21 protein-coding genes and 2 pseudogenes are annotated in these 22,669 nt (G+C 69.6%); 7 read left to right on the top strand and 16 right to left on the bottom strand.

The genetic code is table 11. The annotated features are described in order from the left end of the window. From ABEA26_RS18590 to ABEA26_RS18570, 6 genes and pseudogenes are all read right to left on the bottom strand, one after another. Nucleotides 1-744 (bottom strand): annotated as a pseudogene (locus ABEA26_RS18590) (hypothetical protein); the annotation flags it as partial. A 183-nt stretch (nucleotides 745-927) separates the two neighbouring features. Continuing rightward, nucleotides 928-1,347, bottom strand: a pseudogene (locus tag ABEA26_RS36380) (TniQ family protein); the annotation flags it as partial. Next, a complete protein-coding gene (locus tag ABEA26_RS18585) occupies nucleotides 1,344-2,480 on the bottom strand; it encodes an ATP-binding protein (protein ID WP_345593650.1) in 1,137 nt (378 codons plus the stop codon). The gene ABEA26_RS18585 and the pseudogene ABEA26_RS36380, both read right to left, overlap by 4 nt. Continuing rightward, a complete protein-coding gene (locus ABEA26_RS18580) occupies nucleotides 2,477-4,654 on the bottom strand; it encodes an integrase (RefSeq protein ID WP_345593649.1) in 2,178 nt (725 codons plus the stop codon). Before ABEA26_RS18580 ends, ABEA26_RS18585 begins: the two co-directional genes overlap by 4 nt. Continuing rightward, entirely contained in the window at nucleotides 4,651-5,403 is a 753-nt protein-coding gene (locus ABEA26_RS18575; RefSeq protein ID WP_345593648.1) for a TnsA-like heteromeric transposase endonuclease subunit, read from the bottom strand. Before ABEA26_RS18575 ends, ABEA26_RS18580 begins: the two co-directional genes overlap by 4 nt. A gap of 115 nt (nucleotides 5,404-5,518) precedes the next feature. Further along, entirely contained in the window at nucleotides 5,519-6,973 is a 1,455-nt protein-coding gene (locus tag ABEA26_RS18570) for a glyceraldehyde-3-phosphate dehydrogenase (protein ID WP_345593647.1), read from the bottom strand. 107 nt (nucleotides 6,974-7,080) lie between these two features. Between ABEA26_RS18570 and ABEA26_RS18565 the strand changes: the two genes are divergently transcribed. Then, nucleotides 7,081-7,551, top strand: coding sequence for an SRPBCC domain-containing protein (locus ABEA26_RS18565; RefSeq protein WP_345593646.1), 471 nt, complete (start codon nucleotides 7,081-7,083; stop codon nucleotides 7,549-7,551). 20 nt (nucleotides 7,552-7,571) lie between these two features. Here the strand turns inward: ABEA26_RS18565 and ABEA26_RS18560 are convergent, their stop codons facing one another. Further along, nucleotides 7,572-8,180: an AMIN-like domain-containing (lipo)protein gene (locus tag ABEA26_RS18560; RefSeq protein ID WP_345593645.1), complete on the bottom strand. Its 609-nt coding sequence runs from the start codon at nucleotides 8,178-8,180 to the stop codon at nucleotides 7,572-7,574. 205 nt (nucleotides 8,181-8,385) lie between these two features. Further along, nucleotides 8,386-8,712 (bottom strand): DUF2795 domain-containing protein, encoded by a 327-nt coding sequence (locus ABEA26_RS18555; RefSeq protein WP_345593643.1) that lies wholly within the window; start codon nucleotides 8,710-8,712, stop codon nucleotides 8,386-8,388. Between the two features lie 275 nt (nucleotides 8,713-8,987). Between ABEA26_RS18555 and ABEA26_RS18550 the strand changes: the two genes are divergently transcribed. Beyond that, complete coding sequence (locus ABEA26_RS18550; RefSeq protein WP_345593642.1) at nucleotides 8,988-9,386, top strand: SseB family protein; 399 nt, start codon at nucleotides 8,988-8,990, stop codon at nucleotides 9,384-9,386. Here ABEA26_RS18550 and ABEA26_RS18545 read toward each other — a convergent pair. The 5 genes from ABEA26_RS18545 to ABEA26_RS18525 all read right to left on the bottom strand — a co-directional run bounded on the left by ABEA26_RS18545 (nucleotide 9,349) and on the right by ABEA26_RS18525 (nucleotide 14,056). Further along, the gene (locus ABEA26_RS18545) at nucleotides 9,349-9,801 is read right to left on the bottom strand and encodes a MarR family transcriptional regulator (protein ID WP_345593640.1); all 453 of its coding nucleotides are present in this window, start codon (nucleotides 9,799-9,801) and stop codon (nucleotides 9,349-9,351) included. The two genes, ABEA26_RS18550 and ABEA26_RS18545, sit on opposite strands and share 38 nt — an antisense overlap. A gap of 79 nt (nucleotides 9,802-9,880) precedes the next feature. Beyond that, nucleotides 9,881-10,912, bottom strand: a complete 1,032-nt coding sequence (locus tag ABEA26_RS18540; protein ID WP_345593638.1) for a LacI family DNA-binding transcriptional regulator — start codon at nucleotides 10,910-10,912, stop codon at nucleotides 9,881-9,883. Further along, nucleotides 10,909-11,814, bottom strand: coding sequence for a carbohydrate ABC transporter permease (locus ABEA26_RS18535; RefSeq protein ID WP_345593637.1), 906 nt, complete (start codon nucleotides 11,812-11,814; stop codon nucleotides 10,909-10,911). The genes ABEA26_RS18540 and ABEA26_RS18535 overlap by 4 nt, the downstream gene beginning before the upstream one ends. Further along, nucleotides 11,811-12,740, bottom strand: a complete 930-nt coding sequence (locus tag ABEA26_RS18530; protein WP_345593635.1) for a carbohydrate ABC transporter permease — start codon at nucleotides 12,738-12,740, stop codon at nucleotides 11,811-11,813. Before ABEA26_RS18530 ends, ABEA26_RS18535 begins: the two co-directional genes overlap by 4 nt. Continuing rightward, entirely contained in the window at nucleotides 12,737-14,056 is a 1,320-nt protein-coding gene (locus ABEA26_RS18525; protein ID WP_345593634.1) for an ABC transporter substrate-binding protein, read from the bottom strand. Before ABEA26_RS18525 ends, ABEA26_RS18530 begins: the two co-directional genes overlap by 4 nt. A gap of 186 nt (nucleotides 14,057-14,242) precedes the next feature. Between ABEA26_RS18525 and ABEA26_RS18520 the strand changes: the two genes are divergently transcribed. The 4 genes from ABEA26_RS18520 to ABEA26_RS18505 all read left to right on the top strand — a co-directional run bounded on the left by ABEA26_RS18520 (nucleotide 14,243) and on the right by ABEA26_RS18505 (nucleotide 17,699). Beyond that, nucleotides 14,243-16,267, top strand: a complete 2,025-nt coding sequence (locus tag ABEA26_RS18520; protein WP_345593633.1) for a beta-galactosidase — start codon at nucleotides 14,243-14,245, stop codon at nucleotides 16,265-16,267. A gap of 360 nt (nucleotides 16,268-16,627) precedes the next feature. Beyond that, complete coding sequence (locus ABEA26_RS18515; RefSeq protein ID WP_345593632.1) at nucleotides 16,628-17,107, top strand: fluoride efflux transporter FluC; 480 nt, start codon at nucleotides 16,628-16,630, stop codon at nucleotides 17,105-17,107. Continuing rightward, complete coding sequence (gene crcB / locus ABEA26_RS18510; RefSeq protein WP_345593631.1) at nucleotides 17,104-17,478, top strand: fluoride efflux transporter CrcB; 375 nt, start codon at nucleotides 17,104-17,106, stop codon at nucleotides 17,476-17,478. The genes ABEA26_RS18515 and crcB overlap by 4 nt, the downstream gene beginning before the upstream one ends. Before the next feature lie 89 nt (nucleotides 17,479-17,567). Further along, the gene (locus ABEA26_RS18505; protein ID WP_345593629.1) at nucleotides 17,568-17,699 is read left to right on the top strand and encodes a hypothetical protein; all 132 of its coding nucleotides are present in this window, start codon (nucleotides 17,568-17,570) and stop codon (nucleotides 17,697-17,699) included. Nucleotides 17,700-17,747: 48 nt separating this feature from the next. Here the strand turns inward: ABEA26_RS18505 and ABEA26_RS18500 are convergent, their stop codons facing one another. Then, nucleotides 17,748-18,806 (bottom strand): fatty acid desaturase family protein, encoded by a 1,059-nt coding sequence (locus ABEA26_RS18500; RefSeq protein WP_345593628.1) that lies wholly within the window; start codon nucleotides 18,804-18,806, stop codon nucleotides 17,748-17,750. A 95-nt stretch (nucleotides 18,807-18,901) separates the two neighbouring features. Here ABEA26_RS18500 and ABEA26_RS18495 point away from each other — a divergent pair, with 95 nt between their 5' ends. Continuing rightward, nucleotides 18,902-19,834, top strand: coding sequence for a glutaminase (locus ABEA26_RS18495; protein WP_345593627.1), 933 nt, complete (start codon nucleotides 18,902-18,904; stop codon nucleotides 19,832-19,834). Nucleotides 19,835-19,887: 53 nt separating this feature from the next. On the opposite strand, the gene ABEA26_RS18490 is transcribed toward ABEA26_RS18495, so the two are convergent. Both ABEA26_RS18490 and rho read right to left on the bottom strand, forming a co-directional pair. Beyond that, entirely contained in the window at nucleotides 19,888-21,063 is a 1,176-nt protein-coding gene (locus ABEA26_RS18490) for a D-alanyl-D-alanine carboxypeptidase family protein (RefSeq protein WP_345593626.1), read from the bottom strand. A 169-nt stretch (nucleotides 21,064-21,232) separates the two neighbouring features. Continuing rightward, entirely contained in the window at nucleotides 21,233-22,372 is a 1,140-nt protein-coding gene (gene rho / locus ABEA26_RS18485) for a transcription termination factor Rho (RefSeq protein ID WP_345593625.1), read from the bottom strand. Nucleotides 22,373-22,669 lie beyond the last annotated feature (297 nt).

Here is a 22,669-nt window from a genome sequence, read left to right as displayed (position 1 = left end):
GGCGGCAATTTCATTGGGCCGTTTCTTGTCGAGTGAGGTGTCGAGTGCTTCCCTGTTTGCGTATGCGCGAGGGTTGCCCAATAGTTTGGCGGCTTGATGATATTCCCAGAATGTCCCGGGCACCAAGAGCAGGGTCGCGCATGCCCGGCGAAGTCCCGCGAGCCGGATGACGGGTTTGGGCAGCCGGGGCAACATCCGCATGGTCCAGGCTGGCCACAGCATCGCTGGCAGCCTCGACGCTCGACGCTGTACGTCTTCGTCGGTGAGGGTTGGCCAGGCCGGTGCGGCCGTGGCGGCGCCGTAACGTAGCCGTGCAATCCAGGTCAGTTCCTCGGCCACCACAGCCAAGGCGCGAGAGGTCACCTTGGGTCCGGCTGGTGCCCAGTTGGCGAGCCAGGGCGTCGGATGCGCACCGTGGCGCCGCAAGCGGTCAGTGCTCATCAGCCAGGAGAGAACAGCATCGCTGTCGTCCCGTTCTCGGTGCAGCGCGACGCTGGCGATGGCCGTGCCGACGGCGGCGTTGTGGGAGTCGCTTCCGCCGTGGTGATACTGCGCTTCAGGCAGGCCGCCGCCGCACTCTGCGAGTACTGTGTGGACCACGGCTGGAGCCGAGTCCAACGAACTGCGCAGACTGAGCAGGGCCGAGTGGGCAAGCATCGCCAGCTCACGGCCGCGCTGCGCGGCCACTTCGCGGGGGGCCCCGGACCGCAGGACCTCCGAGTTGATCTCCTCCTGGGCCGTCATCACCAGGGAGCCCTTGGGGAGTAGGGGGGTGGCAGCGTGCGGGAGGAAGAAGCCGCAGCGGACGGCATGAGAGCTCCCTGTGCCGTAGACGCAGACCCCCAAGGGTGTATCCCGCAGACTCCGACGCCCATGAACCATGGGTAGCTGCCCGCACTCGGGGCAGCGGTCGAGCAAGAGCGTTCCATGCCGGGTGCAGGCGAACGACCAGGGCAGCCGCCATGAGATCTGCCAGCGCCCTGCAGATTCGCCGAGGCAACCAGGGCACCAGCGGGTGGTGTTGCCGGTGTGCCGCCAGTTCGGTGGCCGGATGAGACGGCGCGTCGGACGGTCGATGGACACGGCCACTCCGTCCCAAGGCTCAAGCGTCATCGCCATGAGCCCCTCCGGGGCGAGCCCTGTGCGCTCGGACAGCACATGCCGTTCGCGCTCGGTCAAACAGCGAACCATGTGGTTGGAGCGAGTTCCGTGCAGGCCGACGAAACTGAGGAACTGTGAGACGTTCGTCCGTAGGCGACGGGAGTACGCCGCTAGCCAGCTGTCGAGGGCTTCACCCTCAACCGGGGGCACCCAGAGTGGGATTCGCTCGTCGGTCCATTCCGTCATGCCGTCTTCCTACCGGGTTTCGGAGACTGTCCCGGACGGCTGGTCAGCAAGCCGGCCTTCATCGCGGCTTCGAGTTCTTTGCGGCTCTCCTCCGCGGCCACGTCGTTCTTCACCTGGTCCATAAGGTCCTTATCGAGGCGCTCGTGGCCACTGCGGATTGCGCGCAGACAGCCGCGGTTGATCAGGGCCATCAGGGAAGCGAAGTGTCCCGTGGAGCGGGCGTAGAGATAGTCGGAAAGGTCCCGGGCGAGCATCCCAGGGTACTTCTCCGCCAGAATGAGCTTCTTCTCAATCGTCTTCAACAGGACTTGCCACTGCTGGCGCCCCTCCTCATCATCGATCTGAAAAGGGAGCAAAGTCAGTGGGGTGGTGCGGCGCCCGAACTGGGCGAGTTCGTTCTTCTTTCCGGAGAAGCCCTCGCTGAGGATGCCGCGTTGCTGGACCCCGACGCCGACATAGACCAAGGTGACGGGGAAGACGTTGGCCAGGTACTTCAACTGGTTGGACATGCGAACCGAATTCGTATTCGCTCCGGCCAGGAAGTGAATGTCGTCAATAATGAACACGGCGGTTCGCATGGACAGCACCGCATCCACTGCCCGCTCGGCCAGAGTATCGGCGTCACCGGTGACCGGTAGTCCGTAAAAGCGGCAGATCGCGGCGTTCAGACCCCGGATCTGCGTGTTCCCGCTCAGCGCAATGTAGATGACGGGGACCCTGCGGTCTCCGCTCGGGGCGGTCTCTCCGCGCAAGGTGATCTTTTCACGGAACAGCTTCCGGCCGTAGGCGCGGACCGCGGTGCTCTTTCCGAGTCCGGGATAGGCGTCCAGCAGCGCTGCCGGCTTCGTCTTGTCCCCGTCCTGCCGGTTTGACTCGACGATCTCATTCAACTCTTCATGGAGATCGAGGAGTTGGGGTGTATCGATCGGGCCAATGTTGGCATGCCAGACTGCCCGGTTGTCGTTGTATATCAGGAGCGCGCGCGGCGACAGGTCGGCCAGCTGGGCTCTGGTGTGCTGTTCCGGTCGGATCCGGTCCGGCCCGTTCACCTCTTGCAGCCAGCCCGACAGGCGGGTGGGGCTGTACTGGCGGTCATCGCCCTCAAACGGCTCGATGCCGTCCTGCGCGTTCAACGGCTGTCCCAGACATCGGCGTAGTACTCATCCTCATCGAGCAGAACATCGGTTTCCTCGTCTGCCGGGACCGCCTCGCACTCCTCGTCCTCGTCATCGTCCCCAGCCAGGTCCTCATCCGCAGGTGTGACCACCTGCAAATCCGGTGCTGTCCCCTGGCCCGTTCCTGTGTCCGGCGAGCTGAGCGCTGCCAGACGGCGCACGGAGGGAAGCTCGGCGATCTCGCTGACTTCGAGGTCGCTTTCGCCGACCAGCCGCAGACGGTCCTGCGACAAGCGCACCGCCATGCGCCGCTCCGTCCGGTCCTCGGTCAGCCCGGCGCCCCACCGTTCCAGCAACTCGATCAGGGCGCGCTTGGTGTCCGGGAAACGATGCGTCTTGGCCGCGATTCGGCGCGCGTACTTCAACGCCTCCAGGCTGGCCGGCCCGTGCAGAGCCGGGGCATGTTCCCAGTCCAGGGTGTGCCATAGGTGTGGCTGCTTCGGATCCTGGAAGTAGATCTTCCTGATGTCGGCGCGGTCCACCGCGACCGGCCACCTGCCGGCCCGTTCCCCGCGATGCGGGCTGATCTGATTGCGGTAGTCGTCGAGCCCGTCCCCGTTATAGCGGAGCCCGTTGATCTCCACCCCGTAGTGGTGGATGGGGCACCACTCCTCTTCCAGGAATTCGAACGCGAGGCCCGGCCTGGACGGGATGCGCAAGGGTCCCGCCCGGTTCACGCCGTGCTCGAACATCTCCAACGGGCTCAGCTTCAGTCCCGGGACCTCCGGGATAGTCAGCCCCCGGTGGTGCCGCCTGTGATAGATCAAAGTGATCCATTCGCGGATGATCGCCTCAAGCTCGTCCAGGAAGAAGTACGCCTCGTTCTCGACGTTCTCGCCCCGGCTGTGCACGTCCGGCCCCTTGTAGCCCGGCAGAGCCGCCAGCAGCCCCTGGTTCAATGTCTTGAACCACCGTTCCACCGGCTTGTCCGTCGGCGTGTAGGGACGAGCCGGCTGCAGGGATATGTCGAGCTTCGCGCTGACGCTCGCGATGTGGTTCGAGACGTAGATCTTGCCGTGGTCATAGATGATCGTCTCCGCAGCAACAGGCGGCAGCAGCGGCTGCCCGTCCGCGTCCACCAGCTTCTCCGCGTCGAACACCACGGTGGAGGGAACTCCGCAGTACGGGAACGGCTCACCCGTGTCGCCGGATACCTCCCGCGGACGAATCGTCTCGAACAAGACGCCCGCCACGTCGGTCGACTTCGTCGATACCGGCGTCAGCCGCAGCCCGGTGATCACCTTGCTGTAGAGGTCCATCGCGACAGTGAGCTCGCACTGCACCCACCGGCAGGTCACCGGCTCCATCGCGAAAACGTCCAGGCTGTTGGTGTCCAGCACGACGTACTCACCCGGCCGCGTCGCCCGCAGCCTGCCGAAGACCCCCTGAGGACGGTTCGCGATGGACCGCTTTCCCTTTGTGCTGCCATCGAACGCGTTCGTCCCCCGGCTGAGCTCCTTCAGCAGCGCATATCCCTTTGTCTGCTTTGGGATGCTCACCACACCGGGGCCGTACTCCTTGACCACACGCTCTTCGATTTCAATCAGCACCAGACCACGAACTGGCCGGCTGGACTTCTCAAGCCTCTTGATCACTGAGCGTGCCATCTCCAACCAGCGCGGATCCACTCGGTCCAGCACGCTCGTGGGCTGGCGCTTGCTCACCAGGCCTGCCGGCCCCGACTCCTCCACCAGTGCCACCCACCGGCGCACCGTGGTCACGCTGACGCCGAGTTCCGCAGCCTTTGCCTCGTACCGGTGCATCAAGGGCACTCCCGGCGCGTAATCAGGCCGCGGTTCGCCCTGCAATGCCATCTCAGCAGAGCCCAACTGGTAGCCGGACCGCACCTCCTGGACGTGCCGGAACCGGGTGGTGAGCGCATCGTCCTCCGCGGTGCTGAGATCACCCAGCGTCGCTGCGACCGCCAGATGTGCAGGCGGAGTTTCCACAAGGAACTCGGTGGAGGGATGCGCCATCAGCACCGACAGGTCGATCTGCCGCCACGTCGGACGGCCTTCCGCCGAGATCTGCTGCAAGAGAATGCGGCGGCCTTCGATCTCCGCGATGGTGAACTGCTCGCCGTCGTAAGTCAGCGGCAGGCCTGTCCGGAGCGGTGTGGTCCAGGTGTTCACGCGGACCTCCGCAGGATCCAGTCGCCACTGAGCGGACGGGACAGATCGGTGGCCAGCCGCCCTGACCACACCAGAGCCAGCAATGGTGGCCGTGCCTCGTAGTCTGGGCGCCCGGCGGCCAGACGGCGCTCAGCGTCCGCAAGCTGGTCCCCGTCCCGAACCGTCTGCCAAGCCCGCTCGATGTCAGCCTCGGGGACCACCCCAGGACGGCGGTATGCCGCCAGGAAGCGGACGTTCTCCAAGAGCACACGATCCGCCCCGGACCAGATCTCGTAGTCCCAGCCATGCCGCTCGATCAGTTCCCCTGGCCAGGCCAGAGCCTCCACGATCTTCGGGTCGGCGAGCCGATCGGCTGGTTTGACGTTGACCACGCGTACGGTCCCCGACGCCATGACCAGCAGGAAATCCGGAACATGGCGACGAACGCGATCTCCGACCCGGGCCGTCAGATGACATGGCTGAGCGTAGATTCCACGTACCGCAGGATCCATGTCCGCCAGGAGCAGCCGGGCTAACTCCAGCCGGCTTTCGTAGACGACGGGCCCAGCCATTGTCGTCGATGCGTATCGTCCCGAGTGGTGCGTCTGACCATGGACGGAGCGAAAACTCCGCCACGGCACCGACCAGGTGAAGTCCGCCAAACGCAGATCCCTGAAGGGGATCTTGCGTACCGACGTGTCGTCATACCGGATCGATGCCGTGGCCGGCGCACTCTTCTTGCCGGATCGCTCTGGACCCCGAACAACCATAGGAGCGACCGTAGTTACTGACCGCAGTCAGTGCCCACGGAATGGTGAAAGTGCCCAATCACTGTCCATATTGCATGGACAGTGTCCATCAAAATGCGGAACCTACACTCGGGGGTCAGACCGCCGGGGCCGGGTAGGTCGGGTACTCCACTCCGGAGACGTGCTGCACGACGCGCACGACCTGGCAGGAGTAGCCGAACTCGTTGTCGTACCACAGGTAGAGGATCGCGTTGTCGCCCTCGACCTTCAGCGCGCCGGCGTCGACGATCGAGGCGTGGCGCGAGCCGATGAAGTCGCTGGAGACCGCGTCGGGGGCGCTGATGAAGTCGATCTGGCGCTTGAGCGGCGACGTCAGCGACACGTCGCGCAGGTGGTCGAGGACCTCCTCGCGCGTGGCCTCGCGGGCCAGCTGGAGGTTGAGGATCGCGATCGACACGTCCGGCACCGGCACACGGATCGAGCTGCCGGTGATCTTCGCCTTGAGCTCCGGGAGGGCCTTGGCGACGGCGGAGGCGGCACCGGTCTCGGTGATGACCATGTTCAGCGGCGCCGAACGGCCACGCCGGTCCGACTTGTGGTAGTTGTCCAGCAGGTTCTGGTCGTTGGTGAACGAGTGGACCGTCTCCACATGGCCGCGCAGCACGCCGTACTCGTCGGCCATCGCCTTCAGCGGCGGGACGATCGCGTTCGTGGTGCACGAGGCGCAGGACAGGATCCGCTCGTCCGGCTTGATGGTGTCGTGGTTGACGCCGTGGACGATGTTGGGGACGTCGCCCTTGCCGGGCGCGGTCAGGACCACCTTGTCGATGCCCGGGCGCAGGTGCTCCGACAGGCCTTCGCGGTCACGCCACTTGCCGGTGTTGTCGATGAGGATGGCGTTCTTGATGCCGTACGCCGTGTAGTCGACCTGCGACGGGTCGTCGGCGTAGATCACCTTGATCGCGTTGCCGTTGGCGAGGATCGTGCTGTTGTCCTCGTCGACGGTGATGGTGCCCTGGAACTGGCCGTGCACGGAGTCGCGGCGCAGCAGCGAGGCACGCTTCACGATGTCTTCGGCGGCCCGCTCGCCACCGCCCCGGACCACGATGGCGCGCAGCCTGAGGCCGTTGCCCGAGCCGGCCTTCTCGATGAGCAGGCGGGCGACGAGCCGGCCGATGCGGCCGAAGCCGTACAGGACGACGTCGCGCCCCTCGCGCCGGTCGATCTTGTTGGCACCCGTGGCCCCGGCGACGGCGTCGGCGGTGAACTCCTCCACCGTCAGCCCGCGGTCGTCGCTCCTGTAGGTCGCGGCGAGCATGCCGATGTCGATCTGGGAGGGACCGAGGTCGAGCGTGGTGAGGGCCCGCAGGAAGGGCATCGTCTCGGTGACCGACAGCTCCGCGCCGGCGATCTGGCGGGCGAAGCGGTGGGTCTTGAGGATGCTGACCACAGACTTGTTCACCAGGGAACGGCTGTGCAGCAGGATCGTGACGTCCTGCTCCCGGTGCAGCTTCCCGATCATCGGGATCATCGATTCCGCGATCTCTTCGCGGTTCTTCCAGTTGGTGAACGAGTCGTCGTTGGCAGTCACGTCTCTATCTTTCGAGCTAGGCGGCGCTCATATGCTAACCCGACCGCCCTTCTGATCGATCAAGTGGGCCCTTGGGTGATCAGATGAGTGTCAGTAGGATCGTGTCCATGCACTCGACCCGGGTCTCCTGGCACGTGAACGCCCCGCGATCCGCCGTGTACCGCGCGCTGCTGGACGCGGACGTCGTCGCGGCGTGGCGGGCCCCGGACGACATGACCGCACAGGTGCACACGTTCGACGCCCGCGAGGGTGGCACTTTCCGCGTCTCGCTCACCTACGAGGCGCCGACGGAGGTCGGCAAGTCGGGCGCGCACACCGACACCTACCACGGGCATTTCGCGCGGCTCGTGCCCGACCAGGAGGTCGTGGAGGTGCTCGAGTTCGAGTCGGCCGACGCCGCCTTCGACGGCTTGATGACGATGACCACCACGCTCGCCGACGCGGACGGCGGCACGGAGATCGTCGTCATTCACGACGGGCTCCCGGACGCCGTGCCGGCCGCGGACAACGAGACGGGCACGCGCATGTCCCTGGCCAAACTGGCCGCACTCGTGGAGGTCGACGGGCGCCCCGCCTGAGAGCGCGCCGACCCGCCGGCTCAGCGCGCTCCGTCCCACGTGTGGGCGACGTCCACCACGACACGGCCGTCCAACGCCAGCACCCGGAAGGGCAGCCGGGTGCGGACGCCGAGCCCGATCTGTGTCTCACCCTCGAAGCTGCCGGCGAACCGGGCGTCCTCGAAGGAGCGGTAGCCGGTCAGGTCGACACCCGGCAGGGGCCGCCCGGCCCGGCCGGGATAGGTGGCGTCGCCGGTCTCCGGCCGGTAGCCGGGTGCGGCGATCCTGACCTCCAGGACGGCCCCGCCGCCCACCGCGATCGGGCGGCCCGATCCGTCCTGGTGCAGTCGGTCGACGTACCGGACGAAGTAGCCGAGACGGCCGGCGCTCGCACCGGGCACGTCGACGACCATGCGGTCGAAGCACGCGTGGCGACCGGTCCGGACGTCCTTCACCGGCGTCGTCGTCCCCGCGACGCGGGACTTGTCGTGACTGCCCCAGTGGATGGCGCACGCCGTGCTGTGCGCGGTGTTGTCGCGCACGGTGCTCCGCGCGTCGGTGACCGGGGCCGCGTCGGCCGCGACCGTGGCCGTCCCCAGGGCGGTGCCCGCGAGCACGACCGCCACCCATGCCGCTCTGCTTCGTCGCATTGCGTCCCCCGAGGGGTGTGCTTGTTCCGTTATTGGATGAGACGAGCCGATTGACCGGAAGGTTGCGGTGCGGCGGCGGCTTTGGCTCCTCCGGTGAAGCGCGCGTGGTGTTTCGGGGAGGGTGTGCGCGTCGGTCGTACGCCCCCCCGGCTCCGGCCGGCGCGGCACGGGGGCGGGATGCGAGGTTCCGGGCGCTTCCCGGGCGTCAGCGGTCCCGGTCCAGTTCCTCCTCCACGGGCGGCTTCGGCACCTCGCGCAGATGCTGCGACTGGCCCGGCTTGCCGCCGGCACGGGCCTGTTCGGCGCGCTGCGCCGGAGAGGTGTCGAGGTCGGAGGCGGGGTCCACGCGCACCGACCTCGCCACCTCCTCGCGATTGGCGTAGCTCTCGGGCGGAATGCCGCGCAGTGCGGCGACGGCGTCCTGCGAGGCGCCCGCCTCGCGCGCCGCCCGGATCAGGTCGTCCTTGCCCGCCGGGAAGTCGACGTCCTTGATGGCGTCGACCACCTCTCGGGCGCTGGTGGTGTGGGACATGAGCACTTCTCCCAGTCGGTGGCTCGACTCCCGGAGCCTTTCGGGACCTCCGTGGTCTTCGGGGGCCTCCCGGGTAACCGCATGAGCCCCAGTACTCACATTCCCGGCATACTTCGTGTATCAGGGCTCCCGCTGTCGAATCCGTCCGAATCTTTTCGCGAAAGCACCGTACGCCGAACAGGATTGCGCCCCGGGTGATCGGGTACGCGAGCCTGGACCGCCCCCGTGCCGACCATCGGGGCGGGCCCCACCACCGCCGCTACCAGGGATCTGCCATGGAAACACCCGCGAACGAAAACTCCGTCTCGCCAGCCCATCGCGCGCTGGACGCACTTGCCGAGAACACCGAGGACACGGCGGCACTCGACACGCTCGCGAGCAGTGACGTCCTCGTCCCGGTGCCCGACGACGCGAACGACCAGGACGCGGCCGACCCCGGGATGCTGGCACTGCCGGTACTGGAACAACAGGGCGGCCGTCAGGTGGTGCCGGTGTTCACGTCGGAACTGGAGATGGCCGATCTGCTGCCGTACGTCTCCCGCTACCGCATGGTGCCGCTGGGCGCCCTCGCCGCGCAGTGGCCGGCCGACGACCTGTCGCTGTCCATCGACGCGGGCTCGGAGCACCGCCTCACGCTCACATCGGACGGCGTGCGCACCCTGCTGGCCCGCTAGGGGGTGCGCTGTCAGGGGCGGTCTCGTCGTCGCCGAGCATGCGGGCCAGCACGGCCCGCTGCAGCGGCAGTACCTCGGCGTGCAGGTGGCGGCCCCCGCGGGTCAGGGCGACGTACACCCCGCGGCGGTCCTCCGCACACATCGTGCGCTCCACCAGCCCGTCCTTCTCCAGCCGGGCGATGAGCCGGGACAGGGCGCTCTGGCTCAGATGGACCCGGCCGACCATGTTCTGCACCCGGCACTGGGCGCCCTCCTCGGGCCCCTCGGTCACGAGGAGGTCGAGCACCTCGAAGTCGCTGGCGCCCAGGCCGTACGGGTGCAGCGCGCGGTCGATCTCGCACATCGTGCGCGCGTGGACCGAGAGGATCTCCCGCCACCGTTCCTCGAGCCGCGCACCGGCCGTCATGACTGCCATACGTGCACGGTAACACCGAACAATCGTTCGTTGTCCGTGCAACCAGTGCGTGCGCATGGTACGGCGGCGCGGGGCTCGCTCAGGCGGAGTCCCGCTTCACCAGTTCCGTCGGCAGGATCACCGTCGCCGGGTCCTCCCCGCCGATCCGGGCCAGCAGCACCCGCACCATCTCGGTGCTGATCCGGTCCCAGGGCTGCCGGATGGTGGTCAGCTCGGGACTGGCGGCGACCGCCGCGGGGGAGTCGTCGAAACCGCCCACGGCCACGTCCTCGGGCACCCGCCGCCCCGCCCGCTGCAGCGCCGCGAGCACCCCCTGCGCCATCAGGTCGGACGCCACGAACACCGCGTCCACGTCCGGTGCCTGCGCCATCAGCCGCTCCGCCGCCACCTCGCCACTGGCCCGGCTGTAGTCGCCCGGGACGACGAGCCGCTCGTCGACGTCGATACCCGCCTCGTCGAGCACCTCCTCGTAGCCTGCCAGGCGCTCCACACCGCCCGGGGTGTCGAGCGGACCGGTGACCACGCCCACCCGCCGCCGCCCCAGCGACAGCAGATGACGGACCATGTCCCGGGCGCCGTCCCGGTCGTCGGCGGCCACGTAACTCACCTTCGAGCCCAGCCCGATCGGCTTGCCGCACGCGACCAGCGGCACCCCCGCCGCGCGCAGTTCCTCGGCGACCGGGTCCCCGGAGTGACTGGACACCAGCAGAACTCCGTCGACGTGACCGGCGGTGATGTACCGCGTGATGCGCCGCCGTTCGTCCTTGGTCCCGGCCAGCATCAGCAGCAGCGGGACATCGTGCGCGGCCAGCGCCTGCGTGCAGCCGCGCAACAGGACGTTGAAGTTGGGGTCCTCGAAGAACCGCTCCTGAGGCTCGGTGAGCAGGAACCCCACCGAGTCCGAACGCCCGGTGATCAGCGACCGGGCGTGCCGGTTGACGACGTAACCCGTCTTGCGGATGGCCGCGTTGACGGCCTCCTGCGCGGCCGGACTGACGTAGTGCCCGCCGTTGAGCACCCGTGACACCGTGCCCCGCGACACTCCCGCCTCGCGCGCCACGTCGTGGATCGTGGGCGGTCGGCGCCGGCCCCCCGTGTTGCTCATGGTCATGACTTTACGGCCCCGGAGAGCAGGTCGAGGCTCCAGAACCGCTGGACGACGAGGAAGAGGACGACCAGCGGAAGCACCGCGAGGAAGGCACCGGTGATCACCAGCGTGTAGAGCGCCGGCGTGTTCGCGCCCTGCTCCAGCAGCGTGTAGAGACCCAGCGTGATCGGGAACTTCTCGTCGTCGCTCAGCATGATGTACGGCAGCAGGAAATTGTTCCACACGGCCACGAACTGGAACAGGAAGACCGTCACCAGCCCGGGCACCATCATCGGCAGCGCGACCCGGGTGAAGATCCGCCACTCGCTCGCCCCGTCCATCCGCCCGGCCTCCACCACGTCGGCGGGCACCGCCGCCGAGGCGTAGATGCGCGCCAGGTAGACACCGTAGGGGGAGAGGATCTGGGGCAGCAGCACGGCCAGGTACGAGTCCGTCAGGTTCGCCTCGGCCAGCAGCAGGTACTGGGGGACGGCGAGGATCACCGGGGGCATCAGTACGCCCGCCAGCAGCACGTTGAACAGCGTCTCCCGGCCGCGGAAGCGGTAGGTCGCCAGGGCGTAGCCGCTGAGCGCCGACACGGCGGTGGACAGCAGGGCGCCGAGTCCGGCGTAGAGGGCCGAGTTGGCCATCCACTGCCAGTAGACGCCGTCCCGGTAGGTGCTCAGGTCGCTGACGTTGTCGGTGAAGCCCGTGCCCGGCAGGAAGGTGAAGGTGGAGAACAGTTCGCTGCCCGACTTGGTGGCCGCGACCACCACCCAGGCCACCGGCAGCAGGCAGTAGGCGGCGCCGAGCAGCAGCGTGATGGTCGGGACCAGGGCGGTACGGCGGCTCGGCGGGGGGCCCTGGGCGGTGCCGGGCGTGGTGCCCGCCGCCGGCCGCGTCTTGCGGACGGCAAGGGAACTCATCGTGCTGCCTCCTGCTTGTTGCGACGGTTCGCGGCCCGCAGGAACCCGAAGGAGAGCGCCAGGGTGACGAACGCGATGATCGCCGCCTGGGCCGAGGCCGCGTGGATGTCGCCGTTGCCGAAGGCGTCCTGGTACACCTTCATCAGTGGACTCCAGGTGGTGGGAACGGAGTTGGTGAGTGGCTTGAGGGTGGTCGGCTCGTTGAACACCTGGAGCGTGGCGATGATCGAGAAGAAGAAGGTCAGCACCAGCGACGGCGCCACCATGGGGATCTTGATCCGCAGCGCGATCTGCAGCGGGGAAGCACCGTCCAGCTTCGCCGCCTCGTACACCTCGGCCGGGATGGCCCGCAACGCGGTGTAGATGACGATCATGTTGAAGCCGGTGCCGCCCCAGATCGCGATGTTCGACAGGGCGAGGTAGAGCGGACCGCCGTCCAGCAGGTCCGGCTGCGGCAGAGCGAGCCGTTCGAGCACGAAGTAGAAGGGACTGACGTCCGGCAGGTAGAGGAAGCCCCACAGCAGCGCCGCCACCACGCCGGGGATGGCGTACGGCAGGAAGATCGCGAGCCGGGTGACCGGGGTGAACCGCACCTTCTCGGAGTCGAGCATCAACGCGAACAGCAGGGCCAGGCCCAGCATCACGGGTACGACGATGCAGCCGTAGCCGAGGACGCGCAGCGCCCCGTTCAGCAGCTCGCTGTCGGTGAGGGCGTCGGTGTAGTTCTGCAGGCCGGCCCACACCTCCTGCCGCGCGCCGGCGCCGAGGCCGAGCCCGGAGACCTCCACCTTGCGGAAGCTGAGGTGGACGGCGTAGCCGATGGGCAGCGCGAAGAAGAGCAGGAACAGGGTGATCGCGGGGAGGAGGAAGGCATAGGGGGCGCTCCTGACCCCGTACGGCCTGCGGCGTGCCGTCGTGCTGGTCACCGGGCGACCTCGAAGCCCTGCTTCTTCAGGTCGGCCACCGTCTCCTCCTGCATGGTGTCGAGGGCGGCGGTGAAGTCCGACCTGTTCTTGGCGGCGCTGCCGAACGCGTCCTTGAAGGTCGTGTAGGCGACGTTGACGTTCGGGCCCCAGGCGGCCGGCGCCGTCTTCTCGGCGATGTCGGCGGCCTTGGTGTAGAACTCCGGCTGGTTGGAGAAGAACTCCGGCGGGTTGCTGAAGGCGCCGCTGAGCTGGGCCGAGGTCGAGGCCGGGTAGATGCCGCCCTCCTTGGCCAGGGCGTTCAGCGCGTCCCGGTCGGTGTTCAGCCACTCGGCGAACTTCGCGGCGGCGTCCTGGTGCTTCGAGTCGGTGGTGACGCCGGTGGAGGAGCCGCCCCAGCTGCCGGTGCGGTTCTCGCCGCCGGGCCACTGGGGGAGCGGGGCCATGGCCCACTTGCCCTTGGTGTCGGGCGCGGCGGTGGTCAGTGTGCCGGGCGCCCACACGGCGCTGACCCAGGCGATCTGCTTGCCGGTGTTGAGTGCCTTGTTCCAGGAGGGCGTGTACATCGGCTGGTTGTCGATGGCGCCCTCCTTGACGAGGCCGCCCCAGAACTCGGCGACCTTCTTCGTCGCCTCGTCGTTGACGCCGACCTTCCACTTCTCGCCCTCGGTCGACCACCACTTGGCGCCGGCCTGCTGGGCGAGGCCCGCGAAGAGGCCGGAGTCGTTGGCGGAGAAGGTGGTGAGGTCCTTGTCGGGAGCCGCCTTCTTGAGCTTGCGCGCGGTCTCGGCGAACTCGTCCCAGGTGGCCGGGACTTCGAGGCCGTACTTCTTGAACAGGTCCTCGCGGTAGTAGAACATCATCGGCCCGATGTCCTGCGGGACGGCGTAGACGGCGTCCGTGCCCAGGGTGGCCTGCTGCCACACGCCTTCGGCGAACTTGCCCTTCACGTCGCCGACCTCGCTGGATATGTCGGCGAGCGCGTCGTTGCTGACCAGCGTGGGCAGCGCCTGGTACTCGGCCTGCACCAGGTCGGGCCCCTGGCCGGCCTTGTGCGCGGTGAGGATCTTGGTGACCAGCGTGTCGCCGGACGCCTGCTTCTTCACCGTGACGGTGATCTGCTCCTTCTTGCCCGGGCCCTTGTTCCACAGGTCGACGACCTTGTCCATGCCGGGCGTCCAGGTCCAGTACGTCAGCGAGACCGGACCCGACCGGGCGTCGCCGCTGTCGTCGGACGAGCCGCAGGCGGCGAGGGTGGTGGCACCGAGTGCGACGGCGACGGCGGAGGTCACCAGGCGGCGGCGCTTCGTGTACGGCATGGAACTCTCCCCTGACCTGGGGTCTCCGCCTGCTGCGAAGACCTGCCATGCTTCTGTGAGCGTTCACAGTAGAGAAACATCCCGGACACTTGTCAATGGTTGTTGCTGTGCGGTTATGTTGGGAACGCACCGCTGATCGTGTGTGTGCACGTTCCCAACTGATCGATCACATTCGGGAGACCAGCCATGCCGGAGACCACCCCCAGGGGCCTCACCGGGCTCGCCTTCGGCGGGGACTACAACCCCGAGCAGTGGCCGGAGGGTGTCTGGCAGGAGGACGTCCGGCTGATGCGCGAGGCCGGCGTCACGATGGTGAGCGCCGGGATCTTCTCCTGGGCCCTGCTGGAGCCGGCCCCCGGTACCTACGACTTCGGCTGGCTGGACCGCCTGCTGGACCTGCTGCACGACAACGGCATCCGCGTCGACCTCGGCACACCCACCGTCGTCCCGCCCGCCTGGTTCTACCGGGCCCACCCCGGGGCCCTGCCCGTGACCGCCGAGGGGACGCGGTACGAGTTCGGCTCCCGGGGCGCCGTCTGCCACAGCAACGCCGACTACCGCGCCGCCGCCGCGAACATCACCACCAGGCTCGCCGAGCGCTACGGCACCCACCCGGCCCTCGCGCTCTGGCACGTCCACAACGAGTACGGCGTCCCCGTCTCCGCCTGCTACTGCGACTCCTGCGCCGCGCACTTCCGCCGCTGGCTCGCGGCCACATACGGCACCGTCGACGCCGTCAACGAGGCCTGGGGCACCGCCTTCTGGGGCCAGCGCTACGCCGGCCTCGACCAGGTCAACCCGCCGCGCACCACCCCGACGGTGGGCAACCCGGCCCAGGCGCTGGACTACAAGCGCTTCGCCGACGCCACCATGCGCGAGAACTTCCGCGCCGAGCGGGACATCCTGCACCGCCTCTCACCCGGCGTCCCCGTCACCACCAACTTCATGACCGCCCTCAGCCAGTGCGACTCCGTCGACTACTGGGCCTGGGGCCGCGAGGTCGACCTCGTCACCAACGACCACTACCTGATCACCGACGGCCGCCGCACCCACGTCAACCTCGCCATGGCCGCCGACCTCACCCGCTCGGTCGCGGGCGGCGCCCCCTGGCTGCTGCTCGAACACTCCACCTCCGGCGTCAACTGGCAGCCCCGCAACCCGGCCAAGGCCCCCGGCCAGATGGCGCGCAACTCCCTGGTCCATGTGGCCCGCGGCTCCGAGGGCGCCATGTTCTTCCAGTGGCGGCAGTCCAGGCGCGGCGCCGAGAAGTTCCACTCGGCGATGCTGCCGCACGGCGGCACCGGGACACGCGTGTGGCGCGAGGTGGTCGGACTCGGCGCCTCGATCGACTCCCTGAACCCGGTCCGCGGCACCCGCACCGAGGCCGACGTGGCGATGGTCTGGGACTGGCACTCCTGGTGGGCGCAGAACCTCCAGTGGCGCCCCAGCGAGGACCACGATCCCCGTGAACGAGCAGACTCCTTCTACGAGGCCCTCTACGACCGCCACCTCACGGTCGACTTCGCCCACCCGGAAGCCGATCTGTCGGCCTACCCCCTCGTCGTCGTCCCCGCGCTGTACCTGACGACGGAGGCGGCCGGGAACAACCTCAGGCAGTACGTCGAGAAGGGCGGCACGCTCGTCGTCTCGTACTTCTCCGGCATCGTCGACGAGCACGACGCCGTCCACGAGGGCGCCTACCCGGGCGCGCTCAGGGACGTGCTGGGCCTCACCGTCGAGGAGTTCTCGCCCCTGCTGGCGGGCGAGCGGGTACGGCTCACCGGCCCGGACGGCTTCGAAGCGGCCGGCGACGTGTGGACGGAGTTCGTCGTGCCGCAAGGTGCCGAGCCGGTGTGGACGTACGCCGACGGCCTCACCGCGGGGCACCCGGCCGTCACCCGGCACCGCCTCGGCGAGGGCACCGCCTGGTACGTCTCCACCCGCCTCGGCGCCGGAGGCCTGGACGCCGTCCTCGGCCGGGCCGCGGAGGACGCGCGCATCGCCCCGCGCGCCGGTCTGCCCCGCGACGTCGAAGTGGTGCGCCGCACCGGTGAGTCGGGCACCTACCTGTTCGCGATCAACCACACCGGCTCGCAGGCCGAGGTGCCGCTGGACGCGCCCGGCACCGAACTGCTGACCGGGGAACACACGGCGGGCCACCTCGCGCTCCCGGCCGGCACCGTGCGGGTGGTACGGCTCGACACCCCCTGACCGGCCCGGCTCACGGCCTCCCCTCCGCCCGTGCGAGCACCCGAGCCGCGGGCGGAGGGGCCGCTTCCCACCGTCGCCCCCGGAGGACGGCGGTGGGTCTCGTTCCCGGCCGCCCGGCGACCCCGCGGATCGCCGAGGTGGCGCGGATGTCCGAGGAGGGCTGGTGGTCCGGCGCCCCGCGAGGCGCCACCGGGGAGTGACCGGGAGGCCGCACCGGCGTTAGGCTGTCCGCCGGCCGCGCCCGGTGCGCGCGGCGCGGCGGTGGGGCCCGCCGTACCCGAACCGCGGCACGCCCGCCGCCAACGGTCCCTGCTTGCGAACGGGGGCGCCCCCTGCCCGCCGAGTAGGAGACGTACGACCATGCCGGCCCCGAACACCGAGAGCGTCACCGTCCGCCCCGCCCTGCGCTTCCAGGCACCGGTCGTCGTGGCGGTCTCCCTCGGCGGCGGCGCGGGTGCCGCCGCCCGCTACGCGGCCACCCTGTGGTGGCCGACGCGGACCGGCGGCTTCCCCTGGACGACCTTCTGGGTCAACGTCGCCGGCTGCGCCGTGATCGGCGTTCTCATGGTGGTCGTCACCGAGGTGTGGGCCGGCCACCGCCTGGCCCGGCCCTTCCTGGGCACCGGCGTGCTCGGCGGCTTCACCACCTTCTCCACCTACGCCGTCGACATCCACGACCTGCTCGCCGCCGACCAGGTCCGTACGGGGCTGGCCTGCCTCGTCGCGACCCCACTCGCGGCCCTCACGGCGGTGTGGCTCGCCACCCGGACGGCCCGCCGCGTCCTGGCACCACGTACCGGCGGCGGCCCGACGGACGCGCGGGGGGAGGGACCGTCGTGAACTGGCTGCTCGTCGTCGTGGGCGGCATGGTCGGCGCCCCGCTCCGCCACCTCACCGACCGTGCGCTGCGGGCCCGGCACGACACGGTCTTTCCGTGGGGCACCTTCACGGTGAACGTCGTCGGCTGCCTGGCCCTGGGCCTGCTGACCGGCGCGGCGCTCGCGGGAGCCGCGGGCTCCGACCTGCGGCTGCTGCTCGGGACCGGGCTGTGCGGCGCCCTCACGACGTACTCGACCTTCTCCTACGAGACGCTCCGGCTGGCCGAGACGGGCGCCCGCCTCCAGGCCGCCGTGAACGTGGGGGCGAGTGTGGCGGCCGGCCTGGGGGCGGCGTTCGCGGGGGTGACACTGGCCGACGCACTCTGGGCGTGACGCGAGGCACGGCCCCGCGTGCGGTAGGACTGGCCCGCGCCACGACCGGCCGCCCCCCGCGTCCGCCGCCCCGAGCAGGACGGGAACCCATGAGCGCCGTCAGCATCGGTCGGGCCGTCGTCCTCTGCGCGGTCGAGGGCTTCAACGCTTTCGTCATCCACCGGATCGTCGTCGGCGTGCTGCTGTTCGGGCTGCTCGGCGCGGGCGTGCCGCACGGCTGACCGCCGCACGCCGAGACCTCCCTGCCGGTACCGCGGTCGCCTCTCGGCTCAGCGGGCGGCGCGCAGCGGCTCCCCGACGCTCCTGAGGTGCCGCAGAGCCTGGCCGTACGAGGCGATCAGCCCCGTCTGGTAGTACGGCACGCCCAGTTCGGCGCAGTACCGCTCGGTGATGACCTGGGCCCGGCCGAGGGCCGGCGTCGGCATGCTGGGGAAGAGGTGGTGCTCGATCTGGTAGTTGAGGCCGCCCATGAAGACGTCGACCAGCGCGCCACCCCGCACGTTGCGGGAGGTGAGGACCTGACGGCGCAGGAAGTCGAGCCGTGTGCCCTCCTCGATCATCGGCATGCCCTTGTGGTTGGGCGCGAAGACCGAGCCCAGGTAGACCCCGAACAGTCCTTGGTGCACGGCGATGAAGGCGAGCGCCTTGCCGGGGGAGAGAAGCGTGAACAGGCCGCCGAAGTACAGGACGAAATGGGCGACGAGCAGCGTGCCCTCCACCACCGGACGCTTCATGTGCGGGCTGCGCAGCGCCTTGAAACTGTTGAAACTGAGGTTGAGACCCTCCAGCGTCAGCAGCGGGAAGAACAGGGCGGCCTGGTGCTTTCCGACGAAACCGGGCAGGCCCTTGGCCTTGCTCGCCTGGCGCTGTGACCAGACCAGGATGTCGGGGGCGACGTCCGGGTCCTTCTCCTCGTGGTTGGGGTTCGCGTGGTGGCGCGTGTGCTTGTTCATCCACCAGCCGTAGCTCATGCCCAGCAGTAGGTTGGCCACCAGCAGGCCACCGATCTCACTGGGGCGCCGGAGGGAGAAGACCTGCCGGTGGGCGAGGTCGTGCGAGGCGAGGGCGAGCTGGCCGAAGACGAAGGCCAGCGCCACCGCGACGAAGAGCTGGCCCCAGCTGTTCCCCAGTGTGAGGAAGGCGGCGACACCGCCCGCGAGCGCGAGGGCGACGACGCCGAAACGCACCGTGTAGTAGACAGGGCGGCGCCGGAGCAGCCCCGCTTCGGCTATGCGCCGTGAGAGTTCGGAAAAGTCGCTTCCCTTGTCGCGTCCCTTTTCCTGTTCGCGCGTGGGCGGGGTATCGCTGAGCACCGTTGGGTTGACCATGTGGACAGTATGTGGCCAGGTTCCCCGGGCACAGAATGACGTCTGCCCCCGGAGCGGGGTGTAGCTACCCCCACCTCCCGGAGCCCGGAGGGAGAATGGCGATCATGAGTACGCGGACGACCTTCCAGCCGGTCCTCGAGCGCATCGCCGGGGAGATCGAGCGGACCCCCGGCAGCGGCCGGCCCGCCGACTACATCCCGGCGCTCGCCGCCTGCGACCCACGTCGTTTCGGCATGGCCGTCGCCGAGCCGGACGGCACAGTGTACGGGGTGGGGGACTGGCGCGAGCCCTTCTCCGCGCAGTCCATCACCAAGGTCTTCACCCTCGCCCTCGACCTGGCACGCGAGGGCGACGCCCTCTGGGAGCACGTGGGCCGCGAACCCTCCGGCAACCCGTTCAACTCCCTGGTGCAGCTGGAGTACGAGAACGGTATCCCGCGCAACCCGTTCATCAACGCGGGTGCCCTCGTCGTCACCGACCGCCTGCACACCCGTACCTCGGACGCGGCGGGCGAGCTGCTCGCCTTCCTGCGCGCCGAGAGCGGCAACCCGGACCTGACCTACGACGAGGGGGTCGCCGCCTCCGAGACCGCCCACGGAGACAGGAACGCCGCCCTCGGCCACTTCATGGCGTCGTACGGCAACATCGACAACCCCGTGCCGGTGCTGCTGGAGCAGTACTTCCGCCAGTGCTCCGTCGCCGCCTCCTGCGCGGACCTCGCCCTGGCGACCGGCTTCCTGGCCCGGCACGGCATCCGCGCCGACGGTACCCGGCTGCTGAGCCGCAGCCAGGCCAAGCAGGTGAACGCGGTGATGCTGACCTGCGGAACGTACGACGCGGCCGGTGAGTTCGCCTACCGGGTGGGCCTGCCGGGCAAGAGCGGGGTCGGCGGTGGCATCATCGCGGTGGTGCCGGGCCACTGCACGCTGTGCGTGTGGAGCCCCGGCCTGGACGAGCGGGGCAACTCGGTGGCCGGGGTGGCGGCGCTGGACCGCTTCACGACGCTCACGGGACTGTCGGTCTTCTGAGCGGTCGGCCGAACACTGCGGCCTTGCGAGCGGTCGGCCGACCGGTGGCGAAGTCAATGCCCTTCGCCCCGCGCGGGCCTGAGCCGCAGTGCCAGAGCCATGACCGCCGCGCCGAGTCCGGCGACGCCCATGATCGCACCGGTTTCCGGCCAGCCCGGGTCGTCCTGCGACGGCCGCGCCGCAGTGACCGTCGCGGGCACTGCCTGCGGCCCCTGACGGGGCCGGACGCCCCCGGTGACCAGGGAACCCACCGGGTCGACGTGCCCGGCCGCCTCGAATCCCCAGTCGAGCAGCGAGCGGGCCTCCTCGTACACGGCGTGGCCGCCGCCTCTCTGCGGGTTCATCACGGTCACCACCAGGGTCCGTCCGTCCCGGCGCGCGGCGGCGATCAGCGTGTTGCCGGCGTTGCTGGTGTAGCCGTTCTTGATGCCGATCAGCCCCGGGTACGGCTCCACGCCGTCCTCCCCGGTGAGCAGTCGGTTGGTGTTCATGATCCCGTACGAGGCCCCGTTCCGGCCGGGGAACATCGCGTCGATCTTGGCGCAGTATCGTGCGAAGTCCGGGTTGCGCAGCCCCGCCCGGCCGAAGACCGCCAGGTCGTACGCCGACGACACCTGGCCCGGCGCGTCGTAGCCGTCGGGCGAGCGTACGTGTGTGTCCCGGGCGCCGAGGGCACGGGCCTCGGCCTGCATCCGGGCGGCCGTGGCACTCCAGCCGCCGGTGAGCGAGGCCAGGACGTGGACGGCGTCGTTGCCGGAGTTGAGGAAGACGCCGTTCCAGAGATCGGAGACCCGGTACGTGCGGCCCTCGACGACACCCACCAGGCTGCTGCCCGGGCCGATGCCGCTCAGCTCGTCCGCGCTCACCTCGTGCCGGATGCCGCCCGGCAGGACGGGCAGCACCGTGAGGGCGAACAGGGTCTTGAGGGTGCTGGCCGGCGGCAGCTTGCGATGCGCGTCGTGTGCCGCCAGCACGTCGCCGCTGCCGGCGTCGGCCACCACCCAGGACAGCGCGGACACATCGGGGACCTCGGGCGCGCCGGTCCGGAGCCGGACCTGCGTACCGGAGCGGTACAGCGTCGACGGCTGCGGTGCCGCGGCCGCCCGTGGTCCGCCGGGGTCCGGCATCTCGGTACGGGCGGCCGCGGCGGCGGGCATGAGCGTCAGCAGTCCTGCGACACAGAGCACGCAGGTGGATCGAGCCGCCCGGGATGAGAATCCGATAGTCATACCGCAAACGTAGGAACGGACCCCCGGACCGCCACGCTGCCCGGGCCGGGTCACGCGCGCAAGCACCCGGATGCCACAGGGGAGGCAGGCCGCCGGGGCCCCGGCGGCCGAGGAGGGCCGTCAGTCACCCACGGGGCGTCAGCCGGAGAGGGCGTCGGTCGGCGGGGCGTCATTCCGCGGGCAGCGTCGGCTGAACGCGCCGCAGGAACGTGGCGTTGTCCGGCGTCTGACGCATCCGCTCCAGCAGCGTCTCCAGGCCCGACTGCCCGTCCCGCGACCCCAGGGCCCGCCGCAGCCCGCGTACGGCTGCCGACTCGCCGGCGGACAGCAGGAGTTCCTCCCGGCGGGTGCCCGAAGCGGTCATGTCCACGGCCGGGAAGACCCGGCGGGAGGCGAGCTCGCGGCTCAGCCGCAGCTCCATGTTGCCGGTGCCCTTGAGTTCCTCGAAGTAGAAGTCGTCGGCACGCGAGCCGGTCTCCACCAGGGCGGTGGCGAGGATGGTGAGGGAGCCTCCCTCCTCCGCGGTCCTGGCCGCGCCGAAGAACCGCTTGGGGCCGAGCAGGGCCCCGGCGTCGACACCGCCGCTGAGGGTACGCCCGCCGGAGGCGGCGGCGTTGTTGTGCGCCCTGCACAGCCGGGTGAGGGAGTCGAGGAGGATGACGACGTCCTCGCCGGCCTCGACCAGTCGCTTGGCCCGCTCGATCACGAGTTCGGCGAGGTCGATGTGCTGCTTGGCACTCTGGTCGAAGGTCGAGGCGTACACCTCGCCGCGCACGGACCGGCGCATGTCGGTGACTTCCTCGGGCCGTTCGTCGAGGAGTACCACCATCAGGCGGGAGTCGGGGTGGTTGCCGGCGACCGCGGCGGCGAGCTGCTGGAGGAGGACGGTCTTGCCGGTCTTCGGCGGGGCCACGATCAGACCGCGCTGGCCCTTGCCGACCGGGGTGATCAGATCGGCGACCCGCCCGGTCAGGCCGGCCCCCGGGTGTTCGAGGCGCAGCCGCTCGTGCGGGTGCAGCGGTGTCAGGTCGTGGAAGTGCCGCCGGCCGCCCTGCCGGCCGGGTGTGCGGCCGTTGACGCGGACGACGTCGGTCAGGGCGCCCCGGTCGTCGCGTACGCCCTCGACCAGGTCGCCCTTGCGCAGGCCGTGGCGGCGGATCAGCGTGGGGGAGAGGGAGAGGTCGGACGGCTCGGGCTGGAGTCCGGCGCCCCGCAGCCGGCCCTTCCCGCCCGCGACGATGTCGAGGACACCGCTCGCGATCTCGGCCGGGGACTGCTGCACAGGGGGGTGTTCGAGCGTAGTGGTCATGGAGTCGGTCCTTTCGAGGACGCGGGCACGGAATATGCGGAAGGAAGGGGGGAAGCCGTGCGAGGGGTCGGACGACACGCCTCTGGACGGCGGTAACAGCACCTCGGAAACGGCGAGGAAGAACCTGGCCACGAGGTTGGGCTGAGAAACGGACACGCGCGCACCAGTACGGCGGGTCGGCGAACCGAAGGGGAGATGGCACCGGCGCCCGAGGTGGGCGTACACAAGTGCTCCTCGCACCGTACCATAAGGTTGCGGTGGAGTGGCGGGGAGGGGCGGGACGGCCTGCCTCGCACT

The sequence above is a fragment of the Streptomyces marokkonensis genome (genome assembly GCF_039539045.1).
Lineage (GTDB): Bacteria > Actinomycetota > Actinomycetes > Streptomycetales > Streptomycetaceae > Streptomyces > Streptomyces marokkonensis.
This window is presented reverse-complemented; position numbering and strand designations above follow the sequence as displayed.